26 protein-coding genes are annotated in these 21,384 nt (G+C 41.6%); 18 read left to right on the top strand and 8 right to left on the bottom strand.

From position 1 onward, the window contains the following. Window positions 1-8 precede the first annotated feature (8 nt). From DYE48_RS04145 to DYE48_RS04080, 14 genes are all read left to right on the top strand, one after another. Window positions 9-821, top strand: coding sequence for a TIM barrel protein (locus tag DYE48_RS04145; RefSeq protein ID WP_115822526.1), 813 nt, complete (start codon window positions 9-11; stop codon window positions 819-821). Window positions 822-875: 54 nt separating this feature from the next. Continuing rightward, window positions 876-1,052 carry a hypothetical protein gene (locus DYE48_RS21095; protein WP_089652618.1) on the top strand — a complete coding sequence of 59 codons (177 nt, stop codon included), beginning with the start codon at window positions 876-878 and terminating at the stop codon, window positions 1,050-1,052. A 6-nt stretch (window positions 1,053-1,058) separates the two neighbouring features. Continuing rightward, window positions 1,059-2,126 carry an AI-2E family transporter gene (locus tag DYE48_RS04140; RefSeq protein WP_115822525.1) on the top strand — a complete coding sequence of 356 codons (1,068 nt, stop codon included), beginning with the start codon at window positions 1,059-1,061 and terminating at the stop codon, window positions 2,124-2,126. A gap of 345 nt (window positions 2,127-2,471) precedes the next feature. After that, entirely contained in the window at window positions 2,472-5,108 is a 2,637-nt protein-coding gene (alaS, locus tag DYE48_RS04135) for an alanine--tRNA ligase (RefSeq protein WP_115822524.1), read from the top strand. Between the two features lie 64 nt (window positions 5,109-5,172). Continuing rightward, window positions 5,173-5,445, top strand: coding sequence for an IreB family regulatory phosphoprotein (locus DYE48_RS04130; RefSeq protein ID WP_115822523.1), 273 nt, complete (start codon window positions 5,173-5,175; stop codon window positions 5,443-5,445). After that, complete coding sequence (gene ruvX / locus DYE48_RS04125; RefSeq protein ID WP_115822522.1) at window positions 5,442-5,858, top strand: Holliday junction resolvase RuvX; 417 nt, start codon at window positions 5,442-5,444, stop codon at window positions 5,856-5,858. The genes DYE48_RS04130 and ruvX overlap by 4 nt, the downstream gene beginning before the upstream one ends. A 14-nt stretch (window positions 5,859-5,872) precedes the next feature. Further along, window positions 5,873-6,157: a DUF1292 domain-containing protein gene (locus DYE48_RS04120; RefSeq protein ID WP_089652614.1), complete on the top strand. Its 285-nt coding sequence runs from the start codon at window positions 5,873-5,875 to the stop codon at window positions 6,155-6,157. Window positions 6,158-6,331: 174 nt separating this feature from the next. After that, a complete protein-coding gene (gene mltG, locus DYE48_RS04115) occupies window positions 6,332-7,456 on the top strand; it encodes an endolytic transglycosylase MltG (RefSeq protein ID WP_115822521.1) in 1,125 nt (374 codons plus the stop codon). Window positions 7,457-7,564: 108 nt separating this feature from the next. Further along, window positions 7,565-8,200 carry an O-methyltransferase gene (locus tag DYE48_RS04110; RefSeq protein WP_115822520.1) on the top strand — a complete coding sequence of 212 codons (636 nt, stop codon included), beginning with the start codon at window positions 7,565-7,567 and terminating at the stop codon, window positions 8,198-8,200. A gap of 48 nt (window positions 8,201-8,248) precedes the next feature. Next, window positions 8,249-8,902: a uridine kinase gene (udk, locus tag DYE48_RS04105; protein ID WP_115822519.1), complete on the top strand. Its 654-nt coding sequence runs from the start codon at window positions 8,249-8,251 to the stop codon at window positions 8,900-8,902. Window positions 8,903-9,064: 162 nt separating this feature from the next. Then, window positions 9,065-9,541 carry a transcription elongation factor GreA gene (gene greA / locus DYE48_RS04100; RefSeq protein ID WP_089652610.1) on the top strand — a complete coding sequence of 159 codons (477 nt, stop codon included), beginning with the start codon at window positions 9,065-9,067 and terminating at the stop codon, window positions 9,539-9,541. Window positions 9,542-9,928: 387 nt separating this feature from the next. Next, window positions 9,929-10,630, top strand: a complete 702-nt coding sequence (locus tag DYE48_RS04090) for a YrrS family protein (RefSeq protein WP_167449440.1) — start codon at window positions 9,929-9,931, stop codon at window positions 10,628-10,630. A gap of 16 nt (window positions 10,631-10,646) precedes the next feature. After that, window positions 10,647-11,339, top strand: a complete 693-nt coding sequence (mtnN, locus tag DYE48_RS04085) for a 5'-methylthioadenosine/S-adenosylhomocysteine nucleosidase (protein WP_115822516.1) — start codon at window positions 10,647-10,649, stop codon at window positions 11,337-11,339. Between the two features lie 63 nt (window positions 11,340-11,402). Further along, complete coding sequence (locus DYE48_RS04080) at window positions 11,403-11,630, top strand: YrhC family protein (protein WP_115822515.1); 228 nt, start codon at window positions 11,403-11,405, stop codon at window positions 11,628-11,630. 44 nt (window positions 11,631-11,674) lie between these two features. Here DYE48_RS04080 and sigK read toward each other — a convergent pair whose 3' ends face one another. The 8 genes from sigK to sda form a co-directional block, all read right to left on the bottom strand. After that, window positions 11,675-12,388, bottom strand: coding sequence for an RNA polymerase sporulation sigma factor SigK (gene sigK / locus DYE48_RS04075; RefSeq protein ID WP_089654342.1), 714 nt, complete (start codon window positions 12,386-12,388; stop codon window positions 11,675-11,677). A 138-nt stretch (window positions 12,389-12,526) separates the two neighbouring features. After that, on the bottom strand, window positions 12,527-12,913 hold the full coding sequence (gene mnhG / locus DYE48_RS04070; protein WP_115822514.1) for a monovalent cation/H(+) antiporter subunit G: 387 nt from the start codon (window positions 12,911-12,913) through the stop codon (window positions 12,527-12,529). Beyond that, a complete protein-coding gene (locus DYE48_RS04065) occupies window positions 12,894-13,205 on the bottom strand; it encodes a Na(+)/H(+) antiporter subunit F1 (RefSeq protein WP_089654340.1) in 312 nt (103 codons plus the stop codon). The genes mnhG and DYE48_RS04065 overlap by 20 nt, the downstream gene beginning before the upstream one ends. After that, a complete protein-coding gene (locus DYE48_RS04060; RefSeq protein WP_089654339.1) occupies window positions 13,206-13,682 on the bottom strand; it encodes a Na+/H+ antiporter subunit E in 477 nt (158 codons plus the stop codon). It abuts the gene before it with no gap. Between the two features lie 6 nt (window positions 13,683-13,688). Next, a complete protein-coding gene (locus DYE48_RS04055) occupies window positions 13,689-15,173 on the bottom strand; it encodes a Na+/H+ antiporter subunit D (RefSeq protein ID WP_089654338.1) in 1,485 nt (494 codons plus the stop codon). Next, window positions 15,166-15,504 (bottom strand): Na(+)/H(+) antiporter subunit C, encoded by a 339-nt coding sequence (locus DYE48_RS04050; RefSeq protein WP_089654337.1) that lies wholly within the window; start codon window positions 15,502-15,504, stop codon window positions 15,166-15,168. The genes DYE48_RS04055 and DYE48_RS04050 overlap by 8 nt, the downstream gene beginning before the upstream one ends. A gap of 3 nt (window positions 15,505-15,507) precedes the next feature. Then, entirely contained in the window at window positions 15,508-17,844 is a 2,337-nt protein-coding gene (locus DYE48_RS04045; protein WP_115822513.1) for a Na+/H+ antiporter subunit A, read from the bottom strand. 278 nt (window positions 17,845-18,122) lie between these two features. Continuing rightward, a complete protein-coding gene (sda, locus tag DYE48_RS04040) occupies window positions 18,123-18,275 on the bottom strand; it encodes a sporulation histidine kinase inhibitor Sda (RefSeq protein ID WP_089654350.1) in 153 nt (50 codons plus the stop codon). 338 nt (window positions 18,276-18,613) lie between these two features. On the opposite strand from sda, the gene DYE48_RS04035 reads away from it, so the two are divergent. The 4 genes from DYE48_RS04035 to yhbY are packed head-to-tail and all read left to right on the top strand — an operon-like array spanning window position 18,614 to window position 21,378. Continuing rightward, window positions 18,614-19,138 carry a YqeG family HAD IIIA-type phosphatase gene (locus DYE48_RS04035; protein ID WP_115822512.1) on the top strand — a complete coding sequence of 175 codons (525 nt, stop codon included), beginning with the start codon at window positions 18,614-18,616 and terminating at the stop codon, window positions 19,136-19,138. Continuing rightward, entirely contained in the window at window positions 19,138-20,238 is a 1,101-nt protein-coding gene (yqeH, locus tag DYE48_RS04030) for a ribosome biogenesis GTPase YqeH (protein WP_115822511.1), read from the top strand. The genes DYE48_RS04035 and yqeH overlap by 1 nt, the downstream gene beginning before the upstream one ends. A gap of 11 nt (window positions 20,239-20,249) precedes the next feature. Next, complete coding sequence (gene aroE / locus DYE48_RS04025) at window positions 20,250-21,086, top strand: shikimate dehydrogenase (protein ID WP_115822510.1); 837 nt, start codon at window positions 20,250-20,252, stop codon at window positions 21,084-21,086. A 1-nt stretch (window position 21,087) separates the two neighbouring features. After that, entirely contained in the window at window positions 21,088-21,378 is a 291-nt protein-coding gene (gene yhbY, locus DYE48_RS04020) for a ribosome assembly RNA-binding protein YhbY (RefSeq protein ID WP_115822509.1), read from the top strand. The last annotated feature ends 6 nt before the right edge of the window (window positions 21,379-21,384 follow it).

Below are 21,384 nucleotides of genomic sequence, written 5' to 3'. Positions count from 1 at the left end.
GGAACGTTTTGGCACATTCTATTGGGATGTCTGGAAGTACCATCTTGTCTGATCGTGACCGTCTTCCGGAGCTATTTGATAAAGGATTGCCTCATGTGGAAATAGGAGAGTTTGGGGACAGGGATTCCTATCTCTCCTTTTTGAATTTAGCCAGAGAGAACAAGGTTAGTTTTGGTATTCATGTTCCTCACTTCAGAGAAAACAGCAAGTATGATCTTCTGGAAGAAGTGAAAATGCATCCCTCCCTCGCCAGGAAATTGTTTGTAGAGGAAGTGCAGGAAGCGGCACGATCAGGGGCATCCTATATCCTTGTTCACTTTCCTTATTTCAAAGGTGAGGCGGAGTCTGCTCTTGAAAAGATAAAGGAAGGCTTGCAGTTTTTACAACACTTACAGGAATCGTATGGGGTTCCAATCGTATGTGAACCAAAGCTTGGTCATAATAAATCTTCTGCAGGCATTCAATACTTGTATGATTTTCCTATGAATCTCTGGGAAAAATATGGTCTGAGTATTTGTATTGATATCGGTGATTATAGGATTGCGGTGGGAAACAATTGGAGAGAGTATATAGAGCCACTTCTTCCATTTACCAAAGTCGTACATATGCATAATGTTCGGTTCACTAATAAAGGATATATTTGGACACCGATTCACCCGGACTTTGAAAAGCAGGACACAGCTTTTGACATGACTCCTTGCATAGAACTGCTTGCAAAAGGCAGGGGCAAATATTTTATCCTTGAGCACACGCCACACACCAGCCCTTCCGAGGAAGAGGTGGATGAGGGGATTGAATGGGTGATGGAACAACTCAAGTAATGTATGAATCTCATTTTCGTGGACATACTATTTGGTAAAAAAGGAGTATGTCCGATGAGATGTCCGAACTGCAATAATAAGAACCTTGGGAAAATCGGTAACGAACAATACTATTGTTGGAATTGTTGTCTTGAGTTAACGATTGAAGATGGAAAAATGAATATCAACCAAATTGAGGAAGATGGCAGCTTAAGTTCTTTGAATGATATTTTTTATCAGCAAGGATCTTGATGATTCATGAGTGATCGCTCCTCTAAATGGTTGCGGAGATTCACCATCTTTTTTATCATCCTACTTTCTCTCTTATTGCTAGCTTGGTTGTTCCCTTATTATGACGGTGTACTCATCGTCATGGGGAAAGTGCTGTTGCCGTTTTTACTGGCTCTTGTGTTATCCTTTTTGCTGCATCCACTCGTGCACGTGATCGAGGATCTCGGCCTGTCTCGTACGATTAGCATACTTGTAATTTTTGTGCTGTTCTTTTCGCTGACGGCCTTTGGATTATATAAAGGAATTCCACGATTGCTTGATCAATTGAAGCTTTTAAACGAGCATTTGCCTTATTTGGTTGAGTCCTATCAGGATTGGACAAAGCAGCTTTATGCCCAAACAGAGAAATTGCCGGACGGTCTTCACCATGAAGTCGATGCGCGTTTTGCAAGCTTTGAAGAATGGGTGAGTGGAAGAGTACTGGCTCTACTAGCTGGTCTTAGCGGGATATTTAACATGATTGTGCTTCTAGCTGTTGTGCCTGTCATGACGTTTTATTTTCTTAAAGACTATAAGAGCATAGGGAAAGCTCTAGTTTACCTGCTCCCTTCTCAATGGCATGAGGAATCCAACAGGTTGGTCAGAGAGTTGAATCACTCTCTGGGAGGCTATATTCGAGGGCAGCTATTGATCAGTTTATTTGTAGGCGTATTAGCTACCGCAGGGTTTTGGTTGATTGACCTTCCTTACCCTTTAGTCTTAGGGTTAATTGCAGGGTTGACCAATATTATCCCCTACTTCGGCCCTCTTCTTGGAGCGGGTCCTGCGGTCGTTGTGGCTCTTACCGTGAGTGTGAATACACTCCTTTTCACATTAGCTGTTATTCTGATCATTCAACTGGTCGAAGGAAATCTCCTTTCCCCGTATATCATGGGGAAGAGTATTCATATCCACCCCTTGTTCATCATCTTAGCCTTACTGGTCGGCGGAGAAGTGGCTGGAATTCCTGGACTGATTTTGGCCGTTCCTGTATTGACATGCTTAAAAGTAGTGGCCTCGGAGATCCGTACAGGAAGGTTGAACATTGACAGATGAACGACAGTTATCTATAATTACGCTTAGCAAAGACTATAAGGACGAAAGAAAACGATGAAGGAAAAAAGTAGGCGATTCATTCATGATCAGAGAGGTGCGTTCCAGGCTGAAAAACGCATTGCATGGAGGTTGTTGAAAGCTATTCCGGAGTGCGGTTAATTCCCGCCGGGGTCATGCCACGTTACAGGCATTCAAGCTGATAGACGTGTATGTCTATAACCAGGGTGGTACCGCGGAAACAAAACCCCGTCCCTGCCGATCTAAAGGCAGGGACGGGGTTTTTTTGTACCTTCTTCGTCCGGAACGGTCTCTATACTATCGATGAAACTGAGGAGGTTGTTGAAAATGAAATCATTAACATCAGCGGAAGTCCGTCAAATGTTTCTTGACTTCTTTAAAGAGAAAGGGCATAGCGTAGAACCTAGCGCGTCACTCGTCCCTCACGAAGATCCTACACTTCTATGGATCAATAGTGGTGTGGCAACATTGAAAAAATATTTCGATGGCCGCGTCATTCCTGAAAACCCGCGGATTGTAAATGCTCAAAAATCGATTCGTACGAACGATATCGAAAATGTAGGATTCACGGCCAGACACCACACCTTCTTTGAGATGCTGGGTAATTTTTCTATTGGAGATTACTTCAAGGAAGAAGCCATGGAATGGGCCTGGGAGTTCCTTACGAGTGATCAATGGATTGGGTTCGACCAAGAAAGGCTTTCTGTAACTGTACACCCGGAAGATGATGAAGCTTACCAAATCTGGAAAGATAAAATCGGACTAGATGAAGAGCGCATTATCCGCATCGAAGAGAATTTCTGGGATATTGGAGAAGGACCTAGTGGCCCGAATACAGAAATCTTTTATGACCGTGGAGAAAAATACGGAAGTGACTCGAGTGATCCAGAACTTTACCCTGGCGGAGAAAATGAACGCTATTTGGAAATCTGGAATCTTGTTTTCTCCCAATTCAACCACAACCCTGATGATACTTATACACCACTTCCTAAGAAAAACATTGATACAGGGATGGGTCTTGAGCGTATTGTTTGTGTCATTCAAGAAACAGAAACGAACTTTGAGACAGATTTATTCCTTCCGATTATTGAAGCAACAGAAAAAATGGGTGATAAAAACTATGGAGACAGCTTCGATACAGATGCTTCCTTCAAAGTGATTGCAGACCATATGAGAACCGTGACATTCGCTGTCAGTGATGGAGCCCTGCCTTCGAATGAAGGACGTGGTTACGTCCTGCGTCGTCTGTTGCGAAGAGCTGTACGTTTTGCAAAGCAGATCGGTATTGACAAACCATTCATGTATAAACTAGTTCCTGAAGTCTCTAAAATCATGGTCGACTTCTATCCTGAAGTGAAGGAGAAAGAATCCTTTATTCAAAACGTCATTCAAACAGAAGAAGCACGTTTCCACGAAACCTTGAATGATGGGTTACAAATTCTTTCCACCATCATCAAACAGGAGACCGAGAAAGGAAGCAACGTGTTCCCTGGAACGGAAGTCTTCCGTTTATATGACACGTATGGCTTCCCGAAAGAACTGACAGAAGAGTACGTAGCAGAAGCTGGCTTCACCATTGATGAAGAAGGTTTCCAAAACGAAATGCAAAAGCAGCGGGAGCGCGCACGGAGTGCTCGTCAAAAGACCGATTCCATGCAAGTCCAAGATGGAGTACTAGGTGATGTTCACGTAGAAAGTGAATTCATTGGCTATGACACACTTCAAGTTGAAACGGAAATTGTAGAACTGATTAAAGGAAAAGAGTTCAGTGGATATGCAGAAGAGGGCGACACCATTTACCTGTTCCTATCCCAAACACCTTTCTACGCCGAGAGTGGTGGTCAGATCGCCGATCGAGGTTTCCTGAGAACGGAATCTGCTGTAGTTGAAGTCACCAATGTTCAAAAAGCGCCGAATGGTCAGCACATGCATGAAGCGATCGTTAAACAAGGTTCTATAGAAAAAGGAGCCACAGTGAAGGCAGAAGTCGATCAAAGTGGACGTTCCTTTATTGTTAAAAACCATACGGCGACACACCTTCTGCATCAAGCTTTGAAAGATGTCCTTGGCGAACATGTCAATCAAGCCGGTTCTCTTGTAGCTCCAGATCGCCTGCGCTTTGACTTTTCCCACTTCGGTTCTGTAACGAACGAAGAAATGGAGAAAATTGAGTCCATCGTGAATGAAAAAGTATGGCAGTCTATTCCGGTCTCCATCGAGCTCAATTCTATTGAAGAAGCAAAAGCTAAGGGCGCGATGGCCTTATTCGGTGAGAAATATGGCGACACGGTTAGAGTCGTTCAGGTCGGCGATTACAGTCTTGAGCTTTGTGGAGGTTGTCATGTCATGAACACAGCCGAAATCGGCTTATTCAAGATTATTTCAGAGTCTGGAATTGGTGCTGGCACCAGAAGAATCGAGGCTGTCACAGCTAAGGATGCTTATTTGTATATGAATGGCAAAGAAGCATTGCTGAAAAAAGCTGGGGAGCAGTTGAAGACCAAGCCTGAGCAGGTTCCAGAGCGAATTGAAGTCCTTCATAAAGAAATGAAAGATCTTCAAAAAGAAAATGAATCACTAAGTGCAAAATTATCAAACATGGAAGCCTCCAATATTTTGGATGAAGTGGAGGAAGTCAATGGAGTGAAGATTCTTGCCAAGCAAGTAGATGTGAAAGATATGAATGCTCTAAGGAAAATGGTTGATGATCTGAAGCAGAAACTTGACTCCGGAATGATCCTTCTTGCAGCTCCGAATGGAGATAAAGTTCAATTAATTGCAGGAGTATCGAAGGACTTAGTAGAAAAAGGATATCATGCAGGTCAATTAATCAAAGAAGCAGCGACCCGGTGCGGTGGTGGCGGCGGTGGCCGTCCAGACATGGCACAAGCGGGTGGTAAGGATGCTTCTAAAATTCCAGAAGCACTTGAATATGCCAAGGAATATGCAAGTCAAAACGCCTAGTTTTTCCTATAGAAGAATTAGGTATATAATAGAGTAAATACTACAAAAGTGCGAGGTGACTGTAATGAGTTCAATGGATAAAACGATGAGGTTCAACTTCTCTGAAGAACCGTTTGATCAAGATGTCCAATCCGTACTTCTATCTGTTTACGGAGCATTACAAGAGAAAGGGTACAATCCGATCAACCAGATTGTCGGATATTTGCTTTCAGGCGACCCTGCATACATTCCTCGTCATCAGGATGCCAGAAACTTGATCCGCAAAATTGAGCGTGATGAGTTGATTGAAGAGCTGGTTAAATCTTACATCAAAGAGAATAAAGAGGGCATTGAATGAAAAAAATAGGATTGGATGTGGGCGAAAAAACGATAGGCATCGCCATATCGGATGCTCTGGGCTGGACGGCCCAGGGCCTCACCACACTCCGTTGGGACGAGCAGGACTACAATACGGCTAAAGATCCGCTAAGAGAAGTCATACGTGACCATGATGTGACGGAAGCGGTCGTAGGCTTTCCGAAGAATATGAATGGTACTGTCGGCCCGCGAGGAGAAGCGAGCCAGACTTTCGCCTCATGGCTAGAAGAAGAATTTCATCTCCAAACACATCTTTGGGATGAACGCTTAACCACTATGGCAGCCGAACGCGTGCTGCTGGATGCAGATGTCAGCAGGAAAAAACGGAAAAAAGTCATTGATAAAATGGCTGCTGTCATGATTTTGCAAAGTTACTTGGATTCGAAACAATAAGGAGGACGTTTGATATGGCACTAGAAAAAGAAGAACGCATCATCATTCCTGATGAAAATGGGGAAGAGCATTTATTTGAAGTTTTGTTCACCTTTGATGTTGAACAAACAGGACATTCTTACATCGCAGTCGTCCCTGCTGAACAAAAGGATGGGGAGGAAGTAGAAGTCTTTGCCTTCCGTTATGAAGAAAAAGGGAATGAAGAAGATGACCTTGCTCTTTTCCAGATCGAATCCGACGATGAATGGGAAATGGTTGAAGAAATGTTGAATACGTTGACAGATGAAGATTTGACGTAATTCCTACCGCCTGCAGCGATCAGCTGCAGGCTTTTATTATTCTCTGAGGTGCCACACTTATTTCATGCTATATAAAACCGAAGAGTCTCTTCTCCTTGTAGAAAATTAAGGGAATATGTAGAAAGATTCTTTCATTTTATAGTATAATGAACCGGATGAAAGGGGGAAGTCCGTTTGTCTAATTCTGACTTTAAAAATCAATATAAAAAAAGATTGAAAACGAGAATAGAGGAAGCAAGTAAAGTGAGAAAAATTGTCTCAATCATTCTTACAGTTTTGGTTCTTGCCCTTGTGATCGGAGGACTTACTGGTTATTTTTACGTGAAGTCTGCTTTAGAGCCTGTAGAGCCAGGGAATGATAAACAGATCAATGTGGATATACCTTTGGGATCTTCTACATCTTCAATAGCAAGCATTCTTGAAGAGAATGATATCATCAAAAACGATTTGATCTTCCGTTTTTATACAAAATTTAAGAACGAATCTGGATTCCAAGCAGGAAATTATCAATTTACATCTTCCATGACTTTAAATGAAATTATTGAAACGTTAAAAACAGGTAAGCTCGTGAAAGAACCTGTTTACAAAGTGACTGTTCCTGAAGGACGTAACCTGGAGCAGATTGCAGAGGTGTACGCAGAAGACTTACCATTTACTAAAGAAGAATTCATGGAAAAAGTGGATGATGAAACCTATGTAAAAGAACTGATGTCTGAATATCCTCAACTATTAACAGAAGATATATTGAAAGAAGAAATCCGCCATCCCCTCGAAGGGTATTTGTTTGCTGCGACCTATGACGTTTATGTCGAGGATCCAACTATCGATCAGCTTGTGAAGAAAATGCTGGATAAAACCCAGGCGGTGGTCCTTCCTTATGTCAATCAAATGGGGAACCTTGAAGGAATTGAAAATGTTCACGATCTCGTCACGATGGCATCCCTTCTGGAAAACGAAGCTCGAACATCAGAAAGTCGTCAAATGATTTCCGGCGTATTTCAAAACCGTCTCGTTAAAGATATGAAGCTTCAAACAGATCCGACCGTGCTTTACGCCCATGGTAAGCATAAAGATCGAGTTCTGTATGAAGACCTTGAAATTGAATCCCCATACAATACTTATTATATAACCGGGCTCCCGGTTGGACCGATTTCAAACTTTAATGAGAACTCTTTACAGGCAGCTGCTAAACCGAAGGATCATGAGTATTTCTATTTCCTAGCTGATAGTAGTGGGGAGATTCATTACGCAAGTTCACTAGAAGAACATAACCAACTGAAAAATGAGTATATCAATTAACATGTTTTTAGAAGGAATGCAAAAAGATACTCGCATTCCTTCTTTTTTTTATGTTAAAATAATGGGGTTGTAAATCGGATGTAAAATTGATGGGAAGGGTGAAACAGGATGAATCAAGAAGAATATTTACAGTCATTGCTTTCAAAGCCTTCCACAGCTGTTAAGAAAATGGAATCCGAAGCAGAAGAACAACGAGTACCAATCATGGAACCGTTGGGTATAGATTTTCTCATGCAGCTTCTCAGGATCCAACAACCAAAAAGAATCCTGGAGATCGGTACAGCCATTGGTTATTCAGCCCTTCGGATGCTGGAAGCTTGTCCAGGTAGTCAAATCATAACGGTCGAACGTGATGAACAGCGGTACAAGGATGCTTTGAAAAATATAAAGGATATGAACGCCGAGGAACAGATCCATGTCATTCACGGAGATGCCCTAGAGGTAGCATCTACCATTGAAAAAGAAGGTCCGTTTGATTTATTATTTATCGATGCAGCCAAAGGAAAGTATGAAGAATTTTTCCATATGTATTCCCCGATGGTATCCGATACAGGCGTCATTATTTCTGATAACGTACTATTTAAAGGTTTTGTTGCTGACGATTCAGAAGCAAGTCCAAGAATGGCGAAAATCGCTGATAAAATCAGGAGTTTTAATGAATGGCTTGTTCAACATCCTGATTACTATACAACCATTGTCCCGATCGGGGACGGGGTTGCTATTACGAAAAAGAAGGAAACATAAGAGCTATTATAGATAAGAATGGAATGGATGAAAGGAGCACCCAGGAGCATGAGTGATAAACCAGTAGTGATTGGAGTAGCGGGAGGATCAGGATCAGGGAAAACGAGTGTGACTCGTTCGATCATCCAGCGCTTTACAGATAAGACGTTATTAATGCTAGAACAAGATTATTATTATAAGGATCAAAGTGATGTTCCGTTTGAGGAAAGGTTACAAACAAACTATGATCACCCTCTAGCTTTTGATAATGATCTTCTCATTGAGCACTTGGAACAATTGCTTGATCAAAAGCCTGTAGAAAAACCGGTCTATGATTATAAGATGCATACCCGCTCAGATGAAACCATTCATGTCGAACCGAAAGAAGTGATTATCGTTGAAGGGATTCTAGTCCTGGAAGATGAACGCCTCAGAGATCTCATGGATATTAAAGTTTTTGTAGATACAGATGCAGATGTAAGAATTATCCGTAGATTAATGAGAGATATTAATGAGAGAGGCCGTTCACTCGACTCTGTGATTGAACAATATATCAATGTCGTTCGTCCCATGCACTTGCAATTCGTAGAACCGACCAAACGATACTCGGATATTATCATCCCAGAAGGTGGGCAAAACCACGTGGCTATTGATCTTATGGCAACGAAGATTCAAACGGTTCTTTACGAAAAAGGACAAACAGTGACGAAAGAAAATAGTTGAAATACTACCAAAAATCTGGCATAGTTTTCACTAGTAGTTCTAAATCATAATGTCCTCGGGTAAAGTATAGTAAATCTTCTTTAATGAGCGTACAGTCGTACTGCTCATTTCCTATATTAAGGACATCATTTTTTCTTGTATTTAAAGGAGTGTATTTGGACCATGGCAGAAGACAAAAGTTATTATATGACGGAAGAAGGTAAACAAAAGTTAGAAGAAGAATTGCATCATTTAAAAACAGAGCGACGCAAAGAAGTAGTCGAACGGATTAAAATCGCTCGCGGTTTCGGAGATCTATCAGAGAATTCTGAGTACGATGCAGCTAAAGATGAACAAGCATTTGTAGAAGCACGAATCACACAAGTGGAAAACATGATTCGAAATGCAGTCATCATCGAAAATGATAATGAAAACCCTGACACAGTGACGATGGGTAAATCTGTAACGTTCCAAGAGCTTCCGGATGGAGACGAAGAGACGTACACGATTGTCGGAAGTGCTGAAGCCGACCCATTTGAAGGCAAAATTTCCAATGACTCTCCAATGGCTCAAAGCTTAATTGGACATGTTGTTGGTGACAAGGTCAAAGTCGCGACACCAGGCGGAGAAATCGACGTAAAAATCATCACAGTCGAATAATAAAAAAGACAGGGTCCTGCCCTGTCTTTTTTTATGCCTACATACGGATCTTCTTAAAGAGTATAGCAGGATTGTGGAAGACTCAGTTTCGAGACTTTTGTTGAGTGGATGGGGGCTGCGGGGAATGGATCGCTTTCCGCGGGAGCGCGGTGAGCCTCCTCGGACTTCGTCCTGCGGGGTCTCACCTAGCACTCTTTTCCCGCAGGAGTCTCCCCATTCCCCTCCGCCCCTTTGCCTAATTAGTGTCTCGAAACTGAGTATTCAAGAAAGGGGAGCTATAGTGAGATTTGGAATATAGCCCGGGAAATGAGATAGGAAAAAGAAAGCATTGGTAACAGTCAAAACTTCATGTATAATAAACGGCGAGTAAAAAGGAGGCAGAAAATCATGTCAAACAAACAATCCCCGTATTCTCGCTCAGGCCGTTATGAGAAAAAGCGTCGTGGTACGAAGATGTTGACTTGGCTTGTAGGGGCAGGCAGTGTTTTCATGGTGTTGCTCATTGGATTGTTGGTCTTCGGTGGAGAGGATCAAAAAGGACAAGCACAAGATACAGAAAGTCAAGAGGTCACAAAGGAAGATCAAGGTCAGAATGAGAATTCTCAGGCGGAAGCCGATGAGAACACTGAAAAAAACGATAAGGACGAAAAAGATAAAAGTGGTGAAGATACAGAGGAAGAATCAGATAAACAACAGGTTTCCATTGAAAAATTCGAAGAGCTGAAGCCGATCGAAGACGAAAAAGGGCTGAAAATAGAAAAAAGTGATGACCCTAATGTAGAACGTGTCATCACAAAGGATTGGCCGGTTATTCCGACAGAAATGGAAACGAATGGTGAACACGGGATCACTTATCAATCAGGTACTCAGGACTATAACGAGTTGAAACAAGCGATCAGAAGCGCTGTCGGCCTTTCTGAGGACAATATCATTTATTGGGATGTAAGTAATAGAGGTCACCCTCAAAAAGCTAAGGCAACGGTCTCTGACAAAAATAAGACAGGATATCTCAGGGTACACATTGACTGGATTGAAGGACAGGGTTATAAACCAGTGAGACTTGAGGTCTTAAAAAATAAAAACGGTTGAGAGAGGAAGTTCGGTTATGGCAATTGGAATTATCGGAGCTATGGATGAAGAAGTTGAATTATTAAAAGCAAATATGGATGTAGCGTCAGAGAAAGAGGTTGCGGGCAGTCTTTTTGTTGATGGCCTATTACATGGGAAAGAAGTCGTTCTTTTAAAGTCGGGCATTGGTAAAGTTAATGCAGCCATGGCAACGACTATTCTTCATGAACAATATGGAATTGATGCCGTCATCAATACTGGATCAGCCGGCGGTTTTGCCAAAGATCTTGAAGTTGGAGATGTGGTCATATCTTCCTTAGTGACACACCATGATGTCGATGTGACAGCTTTTAAGTATAAATATGGTCAAGTCCCAGGAATGCCTGACATGTATGCTGCGGATGAAAACCTTGTTAAACAAGCGATGGATGCAGTTGAGAAGACAGATGCTAAAGCAGCGAAAGGCATCATCGCTACCGGAGATTCCTTTATGCAAGAGGAAGCGAAGGTTGATTTTGTGAGAGGTAAGTTTCCTGAAATGATTGCAGCAGAGATGGAAGCCGCTGCGATTGCCCAGGTTTGTTATAAGTATGGAACACCATTTGTTGTCATTCGAGCGTTGTCCGATATTGCTGGTAAGGAATCGTCAATTTCGTTTGATCAATTCTTACCGAAAGCTGCCGAAAATGCAGCCGTCATGATCATGGAAATGGTTAAGAATTACGAATGACAATCATTTCCACCGATACTATGATTCTCATATGTTACGATTCATAGTAGGAGGTGGACCGTTTTGGATACTTCCCAATGGTTAAAGAAAAAAGTAATGGATTATAAGCGGTTCGTGATGACACTTTTAATCATGAGCACGTATCTTTATATTGGTACATTGATCAGCCTCTATGAATATGCTACAAAAGCCTATTTGTTTTTGTATCCTGTCATTGGTACAGCACTTTTGACAGCATTCATCATGACTTTGAAAATCAGAAAATGGAAGCGACAACTCATAGAGGACTGAATGAAACAGCCACTCCATTCTCATAAGATGGTAGTGGCTGTTTTTTATCCATTCTTCCCTTGTTTGCTCTGCTTATAGAACTCATGAAAGATTTTCATTAATGCTCGCTTTTCGATTCTTGATACATAACTCCTCGATATACCCAGCTCTTTGGCTATTTCCCGCTGAGTCTTCTCTTCTGTCTGATTCAGTCCATATCGGAAGATAATCACTTCTTTTTCCCGCTCATCTAATACAGTGATGAAATCTTTAATTTTTTCCAATTCCATATGAAGTTGGATTTCCTCGACAATATCCGTTACATCTGCCTGTAGAATATCAAGAAGGTTCAATTCGTTCCCTTCTTTATCATGGCCGATCGGATCTTGCAACGAAATGTCTTTGCTCATTTTTTTCGTTGACCTGAGGTGCATGAGAATTTCGTTTTCAATGCAGCGTGCGGCATAGGTAGCAAGTTTCGTCCCTTTTCCTGTCGAATAACTTTCAATACCTTTGATCAAACCGATCGTCCCTATAGAGATAAGGTCTTCAAAGTCCTCTTTCGTGTTTTCAAACTTTTTCACAATGTGTGCGACAAGTCGTAAATTGTGCTCAATCAGTTTGTTCCTGGCTTCATGACTCCCTTCTGCCATCAACTGGAGCTGTTTGGCTTCTTCTTCTGGAGGCAGGGGGTTCGGGAAAGCCTGGTTTTTTACATAAGACATGAAGAAGAGAGACTCTTTGAAAAAATAAAGGATGGAAGCGATGAGACTGCTCATAGGACGCACCTCCTCAAGGATTAGGCGAATGCCTACAACATACTTATGTCCTTGAGAAGTCGTCTGTGCTTGTCTGTGGTTAAAAATAATGTTCATAAACGTAAAAAAATGCCCCCATGAGAATGGAGGCATGTCGGATTATGAATCTGGTGCTTGTCGCTTCTGCTCTTCTTTTAAGACTTCTGCGTATTCATCCTTTACACTCTTTTCCCAAAGAGGCACGCCGGCACGGTAGGCAGCTCTTGAGATCATATGTCCGGAGACAGGGGCTGTCAACAAGACGAAGAATATTCCAAGAAGCAGTTTACCACTTACGATGTCATGTTCTACGTAGTGAAATAGAAAAGCACCGATCATAATTCCGGCCACTCCAAGGGTCGAGCTTTTTGTCGCTGCATGAAGCCGTGTGTACACATCAGGAAAACGCAAAATCCCTATGGAACCAGAGACAAGGAAAAAGGCACCAATCAATAGAGACAGACATATAGTGATGTCAAAAATTAAATTAATCCATGTCCCGCTCAATGATAACACCCTTTTCTAAGAATTTCGCCAGTGCGACCGTACCGATGAAGAGTAGAATACCAATCAGTAGGACGACGTCATTAAACCTTGTCGTTACGAGCAGGACGGCGATTAGTCCAGCCAAGGCCATTAGATTTATTCCAATGATATCAAGGGCAACCGCCCGGTCCGGATTTGTCGGTCCGAGAATTGCGCGATACAAAAGGAGGATCACGGAGATAGCTACAGCTACAACAGCAATGGTAGCTGATATTTGTATCAATGTTTGTGTCACATTAAGGATGTCTTCCATTTAACGGGTCACCTCCATGATACGCTTTTCAAATGAATTTTTAATTTCGCTAACAGATTCCTGAACATCCGGCATATCCATCGCATGGATAAAGATCTTCGTATGATCTTCACTGACTACGACAGATAAGGTCCCGGGAGTTAATGAAATCAAGTTGGCGAGAAGAGTGATTTCAAAGTTTGTTTTTACATCAATCGGAAGTGCGAATATCCCTGGCTGCATATCCATTTTTGGCTTATAGACATGCTTGACAATGTCGATGTTTGATAAGAAAAGCTCTCGTATAAACAAAAGAATGAGAAGGAAAAACTTCCACGCCCGTTTCATATAGAATGAATCTGGTACAAAACGCTGCAGGACGAAGAGGAGTATGATTCCTAAGATATAACCGACAAAAAAGGTTGTGAAATTATATGTTTCACTCAGGAACATCCACATCATAGCGATGATGATGTTCAGTACGATTTGTAAAGGCATCAGCTTCTACTCCTTTAACACAGAATCAATATAGAGTTCTGGATCCATCATGTATTGAGAGATGGTTTCTATTGTCGGGAAGAACCATTCAGCACCTACACCGAGGAGAATGGAAACCGTAAGCAGTCCCGCAGCAGGAAGCGCCATTCGTTTTCCTCTTTTCTCTCGCTCCGGAACAGGAATATCCATCTTTTCTCCCCAAAATCCTCTGATGAAAATCCGGATCATCGAGAATAGAATCAGTAGACTTGAAATGAGAGCGGTGATGACGATGAAAATTTCCTCTTCGCCTAACCCGCCGCGTAATAATAATAGTTTACCGATAAAACCACTGAATGGTGGTATTCCTGCCAATACCAAGGATGCTAGAAACATAAGCCATCCGAGAACGGGATAATGGTGAATCAACCCACCCATTTTACGGAGATCCGATGTCCCCGCTACATAAGCAGTGGCCCCCACCAGGATGAAGAGTGCTCCTTTGATTACCATATCATGAACAAGATAATATATGGTCCCGCTTATCGAAACCTCTGTGAAAACACCTATCCCCATAAGCATGAAACCTACAGCTGGGATAATATTATACGCGACAATCAGCTTGATATTGTTCGTTGAAAGAGCGCCAACAACACCAAAAATCATCGTCAATGCTGCTAAGTAGATGAACAGGGTATGTGTCAATGCGACCTCGTGATTAAAGATCAGTGTGAACGTCCGCAAGATCGAATAAACCCCTACTTTAGTTAACAAGGCCCCGAATAAAGCGGATACGACCGGATTTGGAGATATATAAGGTCGTGGCAGCCAATAATAAAGAGGGAACACAGCCGCTTTTGTTGCAAAAACAAAGAAGAACAAAATGGCTATTGTCGTTAAAATCCCCTGCTGGTCCACTTCCTGAACACGTTGAGCAGCTTGAGCCATGTTGACTGTTCCTACAACCGAATAAAGGAAAGCTATGGTCGTGACGAACAACATGGAAGAAAATAAGTTGATCAATACATATTTAATCGATTCCCTAAGTTGTGCCTTACCATTCCCAAGCACGATCAAACCGTAGGAAGCCATCAAAAGTACTTCGAAAAATACGAAAAGGTTGAATAAATCACCGGTTAAAAATGCACCGCTCACTCCCGAGATCAACATGAAGAAGAAAGTATAGAAGTAAAAGGACTCTTCTTTTTCTGATAAGGATTGAGGTGCAAAGAAAACACTGGCCACCGCAATGATGTTTGTCGTCAGAACCAAAGTTATTGCAAGTAGATCAGCGACAAGTACGATGCCGAAGGGTGCCTCCCAGCTCCCCATTTCAAGGACAATGTTCCCGTTGTCTCTCACTTGAATGAAAATCAACCCGACAACGAGGAGATTAATAATCGCAAAAGCTTTGGATAAATTTCGAACTAATTTTGTTTTTTTGTGTATGAAAGCTAAGAAGATGCCTGCTAATAAAGGCAGCAGAATAGGCAATACAGCTAAGTTACTCATAATCGTTACCCCTTAATTGCTCCATATTATCAGTGCCGTTAATTTTTGCAGCACGATAAGCTAATACAAGTAGTAGGCTAGTAACACCGAAACTTATGACGATTGAAGTCAAAATCAATGCTTGCGGGAGCGGATCCGTGTAATTTTCTACTCCCTCTGTCAGTACTGGCGGTGCTCCTGTTTTCAACTCTCCCATTGTCAGGATGAAAAGGTGGGCCCCATGAGATATGAGGCCTGTCCCTATGATAATTCGTAACAATTGCTTTTGAAGGAGGTTGTAGACACCCATCGTGAAGAGAATGCCGGCTAGAACGGCCATAATAATTTCCATGTATTATTCCTCCTCCTTGTTCTTTCTAAAACGGATCAATCCGTAAATCGCCATGGCGGCAATTCCAAGTACAACAATTTCAAACAAGGTATCCAATCCACGAAAGTCAACAAGGATGACGTTTACAATATTGTCTCCGCCGCCGAGCTTGTAAGAATTGTCTGTAAAGTATTCAGAAATAGACTTAAAGAACTTACTACTGTGAGAAGAAATGGCCACCATTGTCATCAACGCACCGAAACCGATAGATATGACGAGGTTAAGCACCTTCGTACTTACAGGCTCGTCTTTTTTTCGCAGCTTCGGTAAATGATAAAAGACAAGCAGGAACAAAGCGACGGTTACTGTTTCTATAATTAACTGAGTAAGAGCTAGGTCAGGTGCTCGGTATAATACGAACAGCATCGACAATCCATAACCTACAACACCTAAGATAAGGATTGCAGCTATTCGATTATTGGTAAGAGCGGTACCAATAGCTGCTATGACCATCGTAACGGCGACAAGTATTTCAGGAGCCGTAATTTCCGCTACAGTAGAAGTATCCACTGTAAATCCACCAGTCATCGCCATAAAGGCAAATGAAATGACGATAATGGCTGCTAAAATGAGTCGGACGTATCGTCCGAGAGAACCATTCATATATCCTTTTGTGATTGTAGTTGAATATCGTTCTACTCGATCAACGGTACCGTCATAAACTTTGTTCATACTTAGAACGCCGGGCACAACGTTGTACACGGGAGCCCATACTTTTCTAGAAAGGGCTAAGATACTTCCAAATACGAGAACTGTAAGGGACATAATGAATGGTGGAATAAATCCATGCCAGAAATATATGTCCTTCTCTTCTAACCCGACCCCCTTGACAGCTTCAGCCGCATGGGCAATGAAAGGCTCATTGATCAAACTCGGGAACAAGCCAATGACGACCACACCAGCTACTAGAATAATCGGTGAAATGAGCATACCGATAGGAGCTTCATGCGGTTTTTTAGGCAGTTCATTCAAGTGTGATTGACCACGAAATGTTCCGAAGAAAAAGTACATGGAATATACGAAGGTAAATATACTACCGAAAACAGCTAAGTAGGGCACGCTCGTTTGTAGTATTCCAGCAATGCCGGAACTCGCGGCTTCCAAATGCAACGAAGATTCAAAGAACATCTCTTTACTATAGAACCCGTTTAAGAAGGGTAGGGGTACCCCAGCCATCGAGAACGAGGCAAATAATGCAAGTGTGGCTGTCATAGGCATAAATGTCATCAATCCGCCAAGTTTACGGATGTCCCTTGTTCCTGCTTCATGGTCTACAATGCCGGCAACCATAAATAGACTACCTTTGAACGTAGCATGGTTAAGAATATGGAAAACAGCACCAAAAATTGCTGCTTTTGTACCGAATCCAAGCATAGCCATGATCATTCCAAGTTGACTGATTGTTGAGAAAGCTAGAATTCCTTTCAAGTCTGTTTGTCTTACAGCCATATAAGAACCCCAGCATAATGTGACAATCCCTGCAATAGACACAATGATAAAGAACCATTCATTTGCGGAAAGCATTGGGGAATAGCGGGCAACCAGATAGATGCCGGCTTTCACCATTGTTGCCGAGTGTAAATAAGCGCTGACTGGAGTTGGAGCTTCCATAGCATCCGGCAGCCAGATGTGGAACGGAAACTGAGCAGACTTTGTAAAAGCACCCATCAGTAATAGAATCAGAATCAATGGGAAATATTCATTGTTAAGGATCAACTGTTGTTGATCAATCATTCCTCGGATACTTGACGTGTTCGTCAATACACTCATAAAGATTAGAGCACCCAAAAGACTTAATCCACCAAAGACAGTGATGAGCATCGATTTTAATGCACCGTATCTTGATTCTTTCTTATAGTTCCAAAATCCGATCAATAAGAAAGATGATAGGGAAGTGAATTCCCAAAAGCTGTACAGGGCAAATACGTTATCAGATAATACAACTCCCAGCATAGAGCCCATAAATATGAGAAAGTACACATAAAAATGTCCCAGTTGCTCCGATTTATGTAGGTAAAAAACCGAATAGAAGGCAACTAGGGCGCCGATTCCGCTGATTAATAGAACAAAAAGTAAACTCAGACCATCCAGATGAAAGACCATATTCATGTCCAGGGATGGGATCCACGAGTACTCATGGACGACCGGTTCGAAACCAGTACCTAAAAAGCGGGCAAAATAAATAAAAATCAACACAGGTACAATTGTAACGAAGAATCCTGTGTGAACCTTTTCTTTCCATTTACTTAACAATGGGATAAAGATAGCAATGATAAAGGGCAATAATACAGCCACCAACATGTGGTATGTTCCTCCTTTGACGTAACTTTCCTCTATTTTTAATTGGATTTTGGATGTTCGTAACAATGTGTTCACTCAATTGTAATCAAAAAAAGGTTCATTATTCAACTGTAGCATACCGGGGATATGCGGCGATAGGCTTTATTTAGTCTGTCCTTATAAATAAGAAGGAAGACATCATTTAACCAAATAAAAAAAGTCATAAAAAAACTCGTCCTTTGTTGAATGGACGAGCGTTTCTCAAATAGAAAGTCATTTTTTGTCATAAAGTGTAAAATTCAGCCCACATGTGAAATATGCTTATCTAAAAGGTGCTGGATGGATCGCGCGTTTATTTCTCGTTTGATTTGTTCTATAAACTCATCTGAAAGATTGAGTTCAATGGCTTTGTGGTAAGATTGTATTAGTAGGGAATCCGATAATTGCTTCATGCCGCTGTCACACATGTGACAGTCACCTCCCGCTTAATTTGAATCACTGAACGTCTCAATTTTTAATGTATTCTTACCTTATCACGACCCTTATTTCGCCACAATATGGAAGTTATCTACATAAAATTGTAGATAACTTTTTGAAAAAAGAGGTTTACATGAGTGATAACAAAGAAGTTACTGTGTGGAATATGTGCATAAACTTATCCACAACCTATTTTTGTCGGGATTTGTCGAACGATTTTTGTTCTTATTATAAGTCTTTTTGAAACATGCTTCGATTTTGTATATGATGGTGAAGGAGATTTTGCCGTTGTATGAGGAGATGAACTGTATAGATGTTAAAAAACTTTTTACCAGATGAACATGTGCCGAGCGTTTTTGATATCGACCCGGACCAATTAAAAGATAAAGGAATCAAAGGTGTCATCACCGATTTAGATAATACCCTTGTCGCCTGGGATGAACCTGATGCCACGGAAGACATTAAAGGATGGTTCAAGAAAATGAGTGATCATGGCATCCAGGTGACTATTGCGTCTAACAATAATGAAGCTCGGGTTAAGCTCTTCTCGGAACCATTGGATACGACTTTCATCCATAGTGCAAGGAAGCCATTATCGAAGGCTTTCAAGAAAGCACAGAAACAGATGAAGCTTAAAAAGGGTGAAGTTGCCGTGATCGGTGATCAACTGCTGACAGATGTCCTTGGTGGAAATTCCGCTGGCTTTCATACAATCTTGGTTGTTCCTATAGTAGAAACCGACGGGTTTATTACAAAATTTAACAGAAAGATTGAAAGACGAATATTAAATTGGATGCGAAGAAAAGGGAAAATTACATGGCAGAGGAGAGATCAGTGATGGCTGAAATACAATGTCAAGGATGCGGAGCCGTCATTCAAACGACAAACCCAGAAGACGCAGGCTATGCACCTGCGTCAGCACTAGAAAGAGAAGACATCATTTGCAAGAGATGCTTCCGTTTAAAACACTATAATGAAGTGCAGGATGTTCCATTTCAAGATGATGACTTCCTGGAGATGTTGAACCAAATCAGTGATACAAAAGGGCTGGTTGTTCAGCTAGTAGATATCTTTGATTTCAATGGAAGTTTTATATCAGGATTGAAGCGTCTGACTGGAAACAATCCTGTCATTCTTGTGGGTAACAAAATGGACGTACTTCCAAAGTCAGTGAACCACGGGAAAGTTAAACATTGGTTAAAACGTTCAGCTAAAGAGAATGGTTTAGAGGTTGAAGGTGTGTACTTAATCTCAGCGGAGAAAAATCAAGGGATCCAGCAATTATCACAAGCTATCGATCAATACCGTGAAGATGGCGATGTTTATGTGGTTGGTACGACGAATGTTGGGAAATCAACATTTATCAACACCCTTATTTCAAATACATCTGGTGTTAAGGACGCCATTACGACATCGTATTTCCCTGGTACAACTTTAGGGTTTATTAATATTCCTTTAGATGAAAAGAGCTCCCTTTACGATACACCTGGGGTTATCCAACGTCATCAGATGGCTCACTACGTATCCGATAAGGATTTAAAGCTTATTACACCCCGTAAAGAAGTCAAGCCGAAAGTGTATCAGTTGAATGAAGAGCAGACGCTTTTTGTAGGCGGGCTCGCTCGACTTGATTTTGAAGCAGGTGAACGGAGTTCTTTTGTATGCCACTTCTCTAATGAATTGACTATCCATCGAACAAAATTGGAAAAAGCAGACGAACTGTATAAAAATCATGTGGGAGAATTATTATCACCACCAGATCAAGATACAATTGAGAAGCTTCCACCGTTAAAAGGTCACACGTTAAAAATCAAAGAAGACAAAACGGATATCGTCTTTTCTGGACTAGGTTGGGTGACTGTACCAGAAGGGGGCATCACGGTTACGGCACACGTACCAGAGGGAGTGAAGGTGTCCTTGAGAGAGTCACTCATATAGGAGGGGATCACTTGTACAAACTAGGGTTGATCGGCCACCCGATTGGTCATTCCATGTCTCCATGGATACATGAAAAACTTATGGAACAACAGGGGATTGAAGGGAAATACGAACTGTTGGAAATTCAACCGGATGAGTTCGAAGAAAAAGTCAATTTATTGAAAGAAAAAGGCTTGGATGGTTTCAATGTGACTGTGCCCTATAAAGAGAAAATCATCCCATACCTTGATGGTCTGGATGAAAGCGCTCGGCACTTGGGGGCTGTGAACACTGTTCATCACACCAATCAAGGTTGGATCGGGTATAATACCGACGGCAGGGGGTTTGTCCACTCTCTGAAGAATCGTTTCCCGGATATTTTTCACAATAATGCAAAAGCCCTTTTGTTAGGAAGCGGAGGGGCGGCAAGAGGGATATTCGAAGCTCTAACAAGATCTGATATCGCTCGTGTAGACATAGCGAATCGTACAATAAAGAGAGCAGAGGATCTCATTCAGGATATTCCTTCAAAGGCGTACTCTAGTCCCCTGACACTTGAACAGGCGAAAAATACCCTTATGGATTATGATTTAATTGTTCAAACGACGACGGTCGGGATGAACCCTGATCATGACAAAATGATCGTATCACTGGATCACTTGACAAAAGGGACTGTTGTAAGCGATATTGTTTACCGTCCTATGAAAACGAAATTCTTAAACGAAGCGGAAAAAAGGGGAGCGCGTCTCCATTTTGGACATGAAATGCTGTTGCAGCAAGCGGTTTATGCCTTTCAAATATGGACAGACACTGAACCTGAATCTTCGCTATTGCTCAATGAATTCGAACAGAAATTGAAAGGGGTATAGAATGTTAACAAGTAAACAGAAGAAGCATTTACGAGCGGCTTCCCATAATATACAGCCGATTTTTCAAGTAGGGAAAGCCGGTGTGAATGAAAATATGACGAAACAAATTGATGAAGCCCTCGAAAAAAGGGAACTGATAAAAGTAAGCATTTTACAAAACTGCTTTGAAGATAATCATGTCGTTGCGAATGAGATTGTTGAAGCAACAGATGCTCATATTGTCCAGGTGATCGGAAATACGATCATTCTTTATAAAGAGTCTAAAGAGAATAAACAAATCGAATTACCATAAAGGGGA

Source organism: Halobacillus trueperi, from assembly GCF_003386945.1.
GTDB classification, from domain to species: Bacteria; Bacillota; Bacilli; order Bacillales; family Halobacillaceae; genus Halobacillus; species Halobacillus aidingensis.
This window is presented reverse-complemented; position numbering and strand designations above follow the sequence as displayed.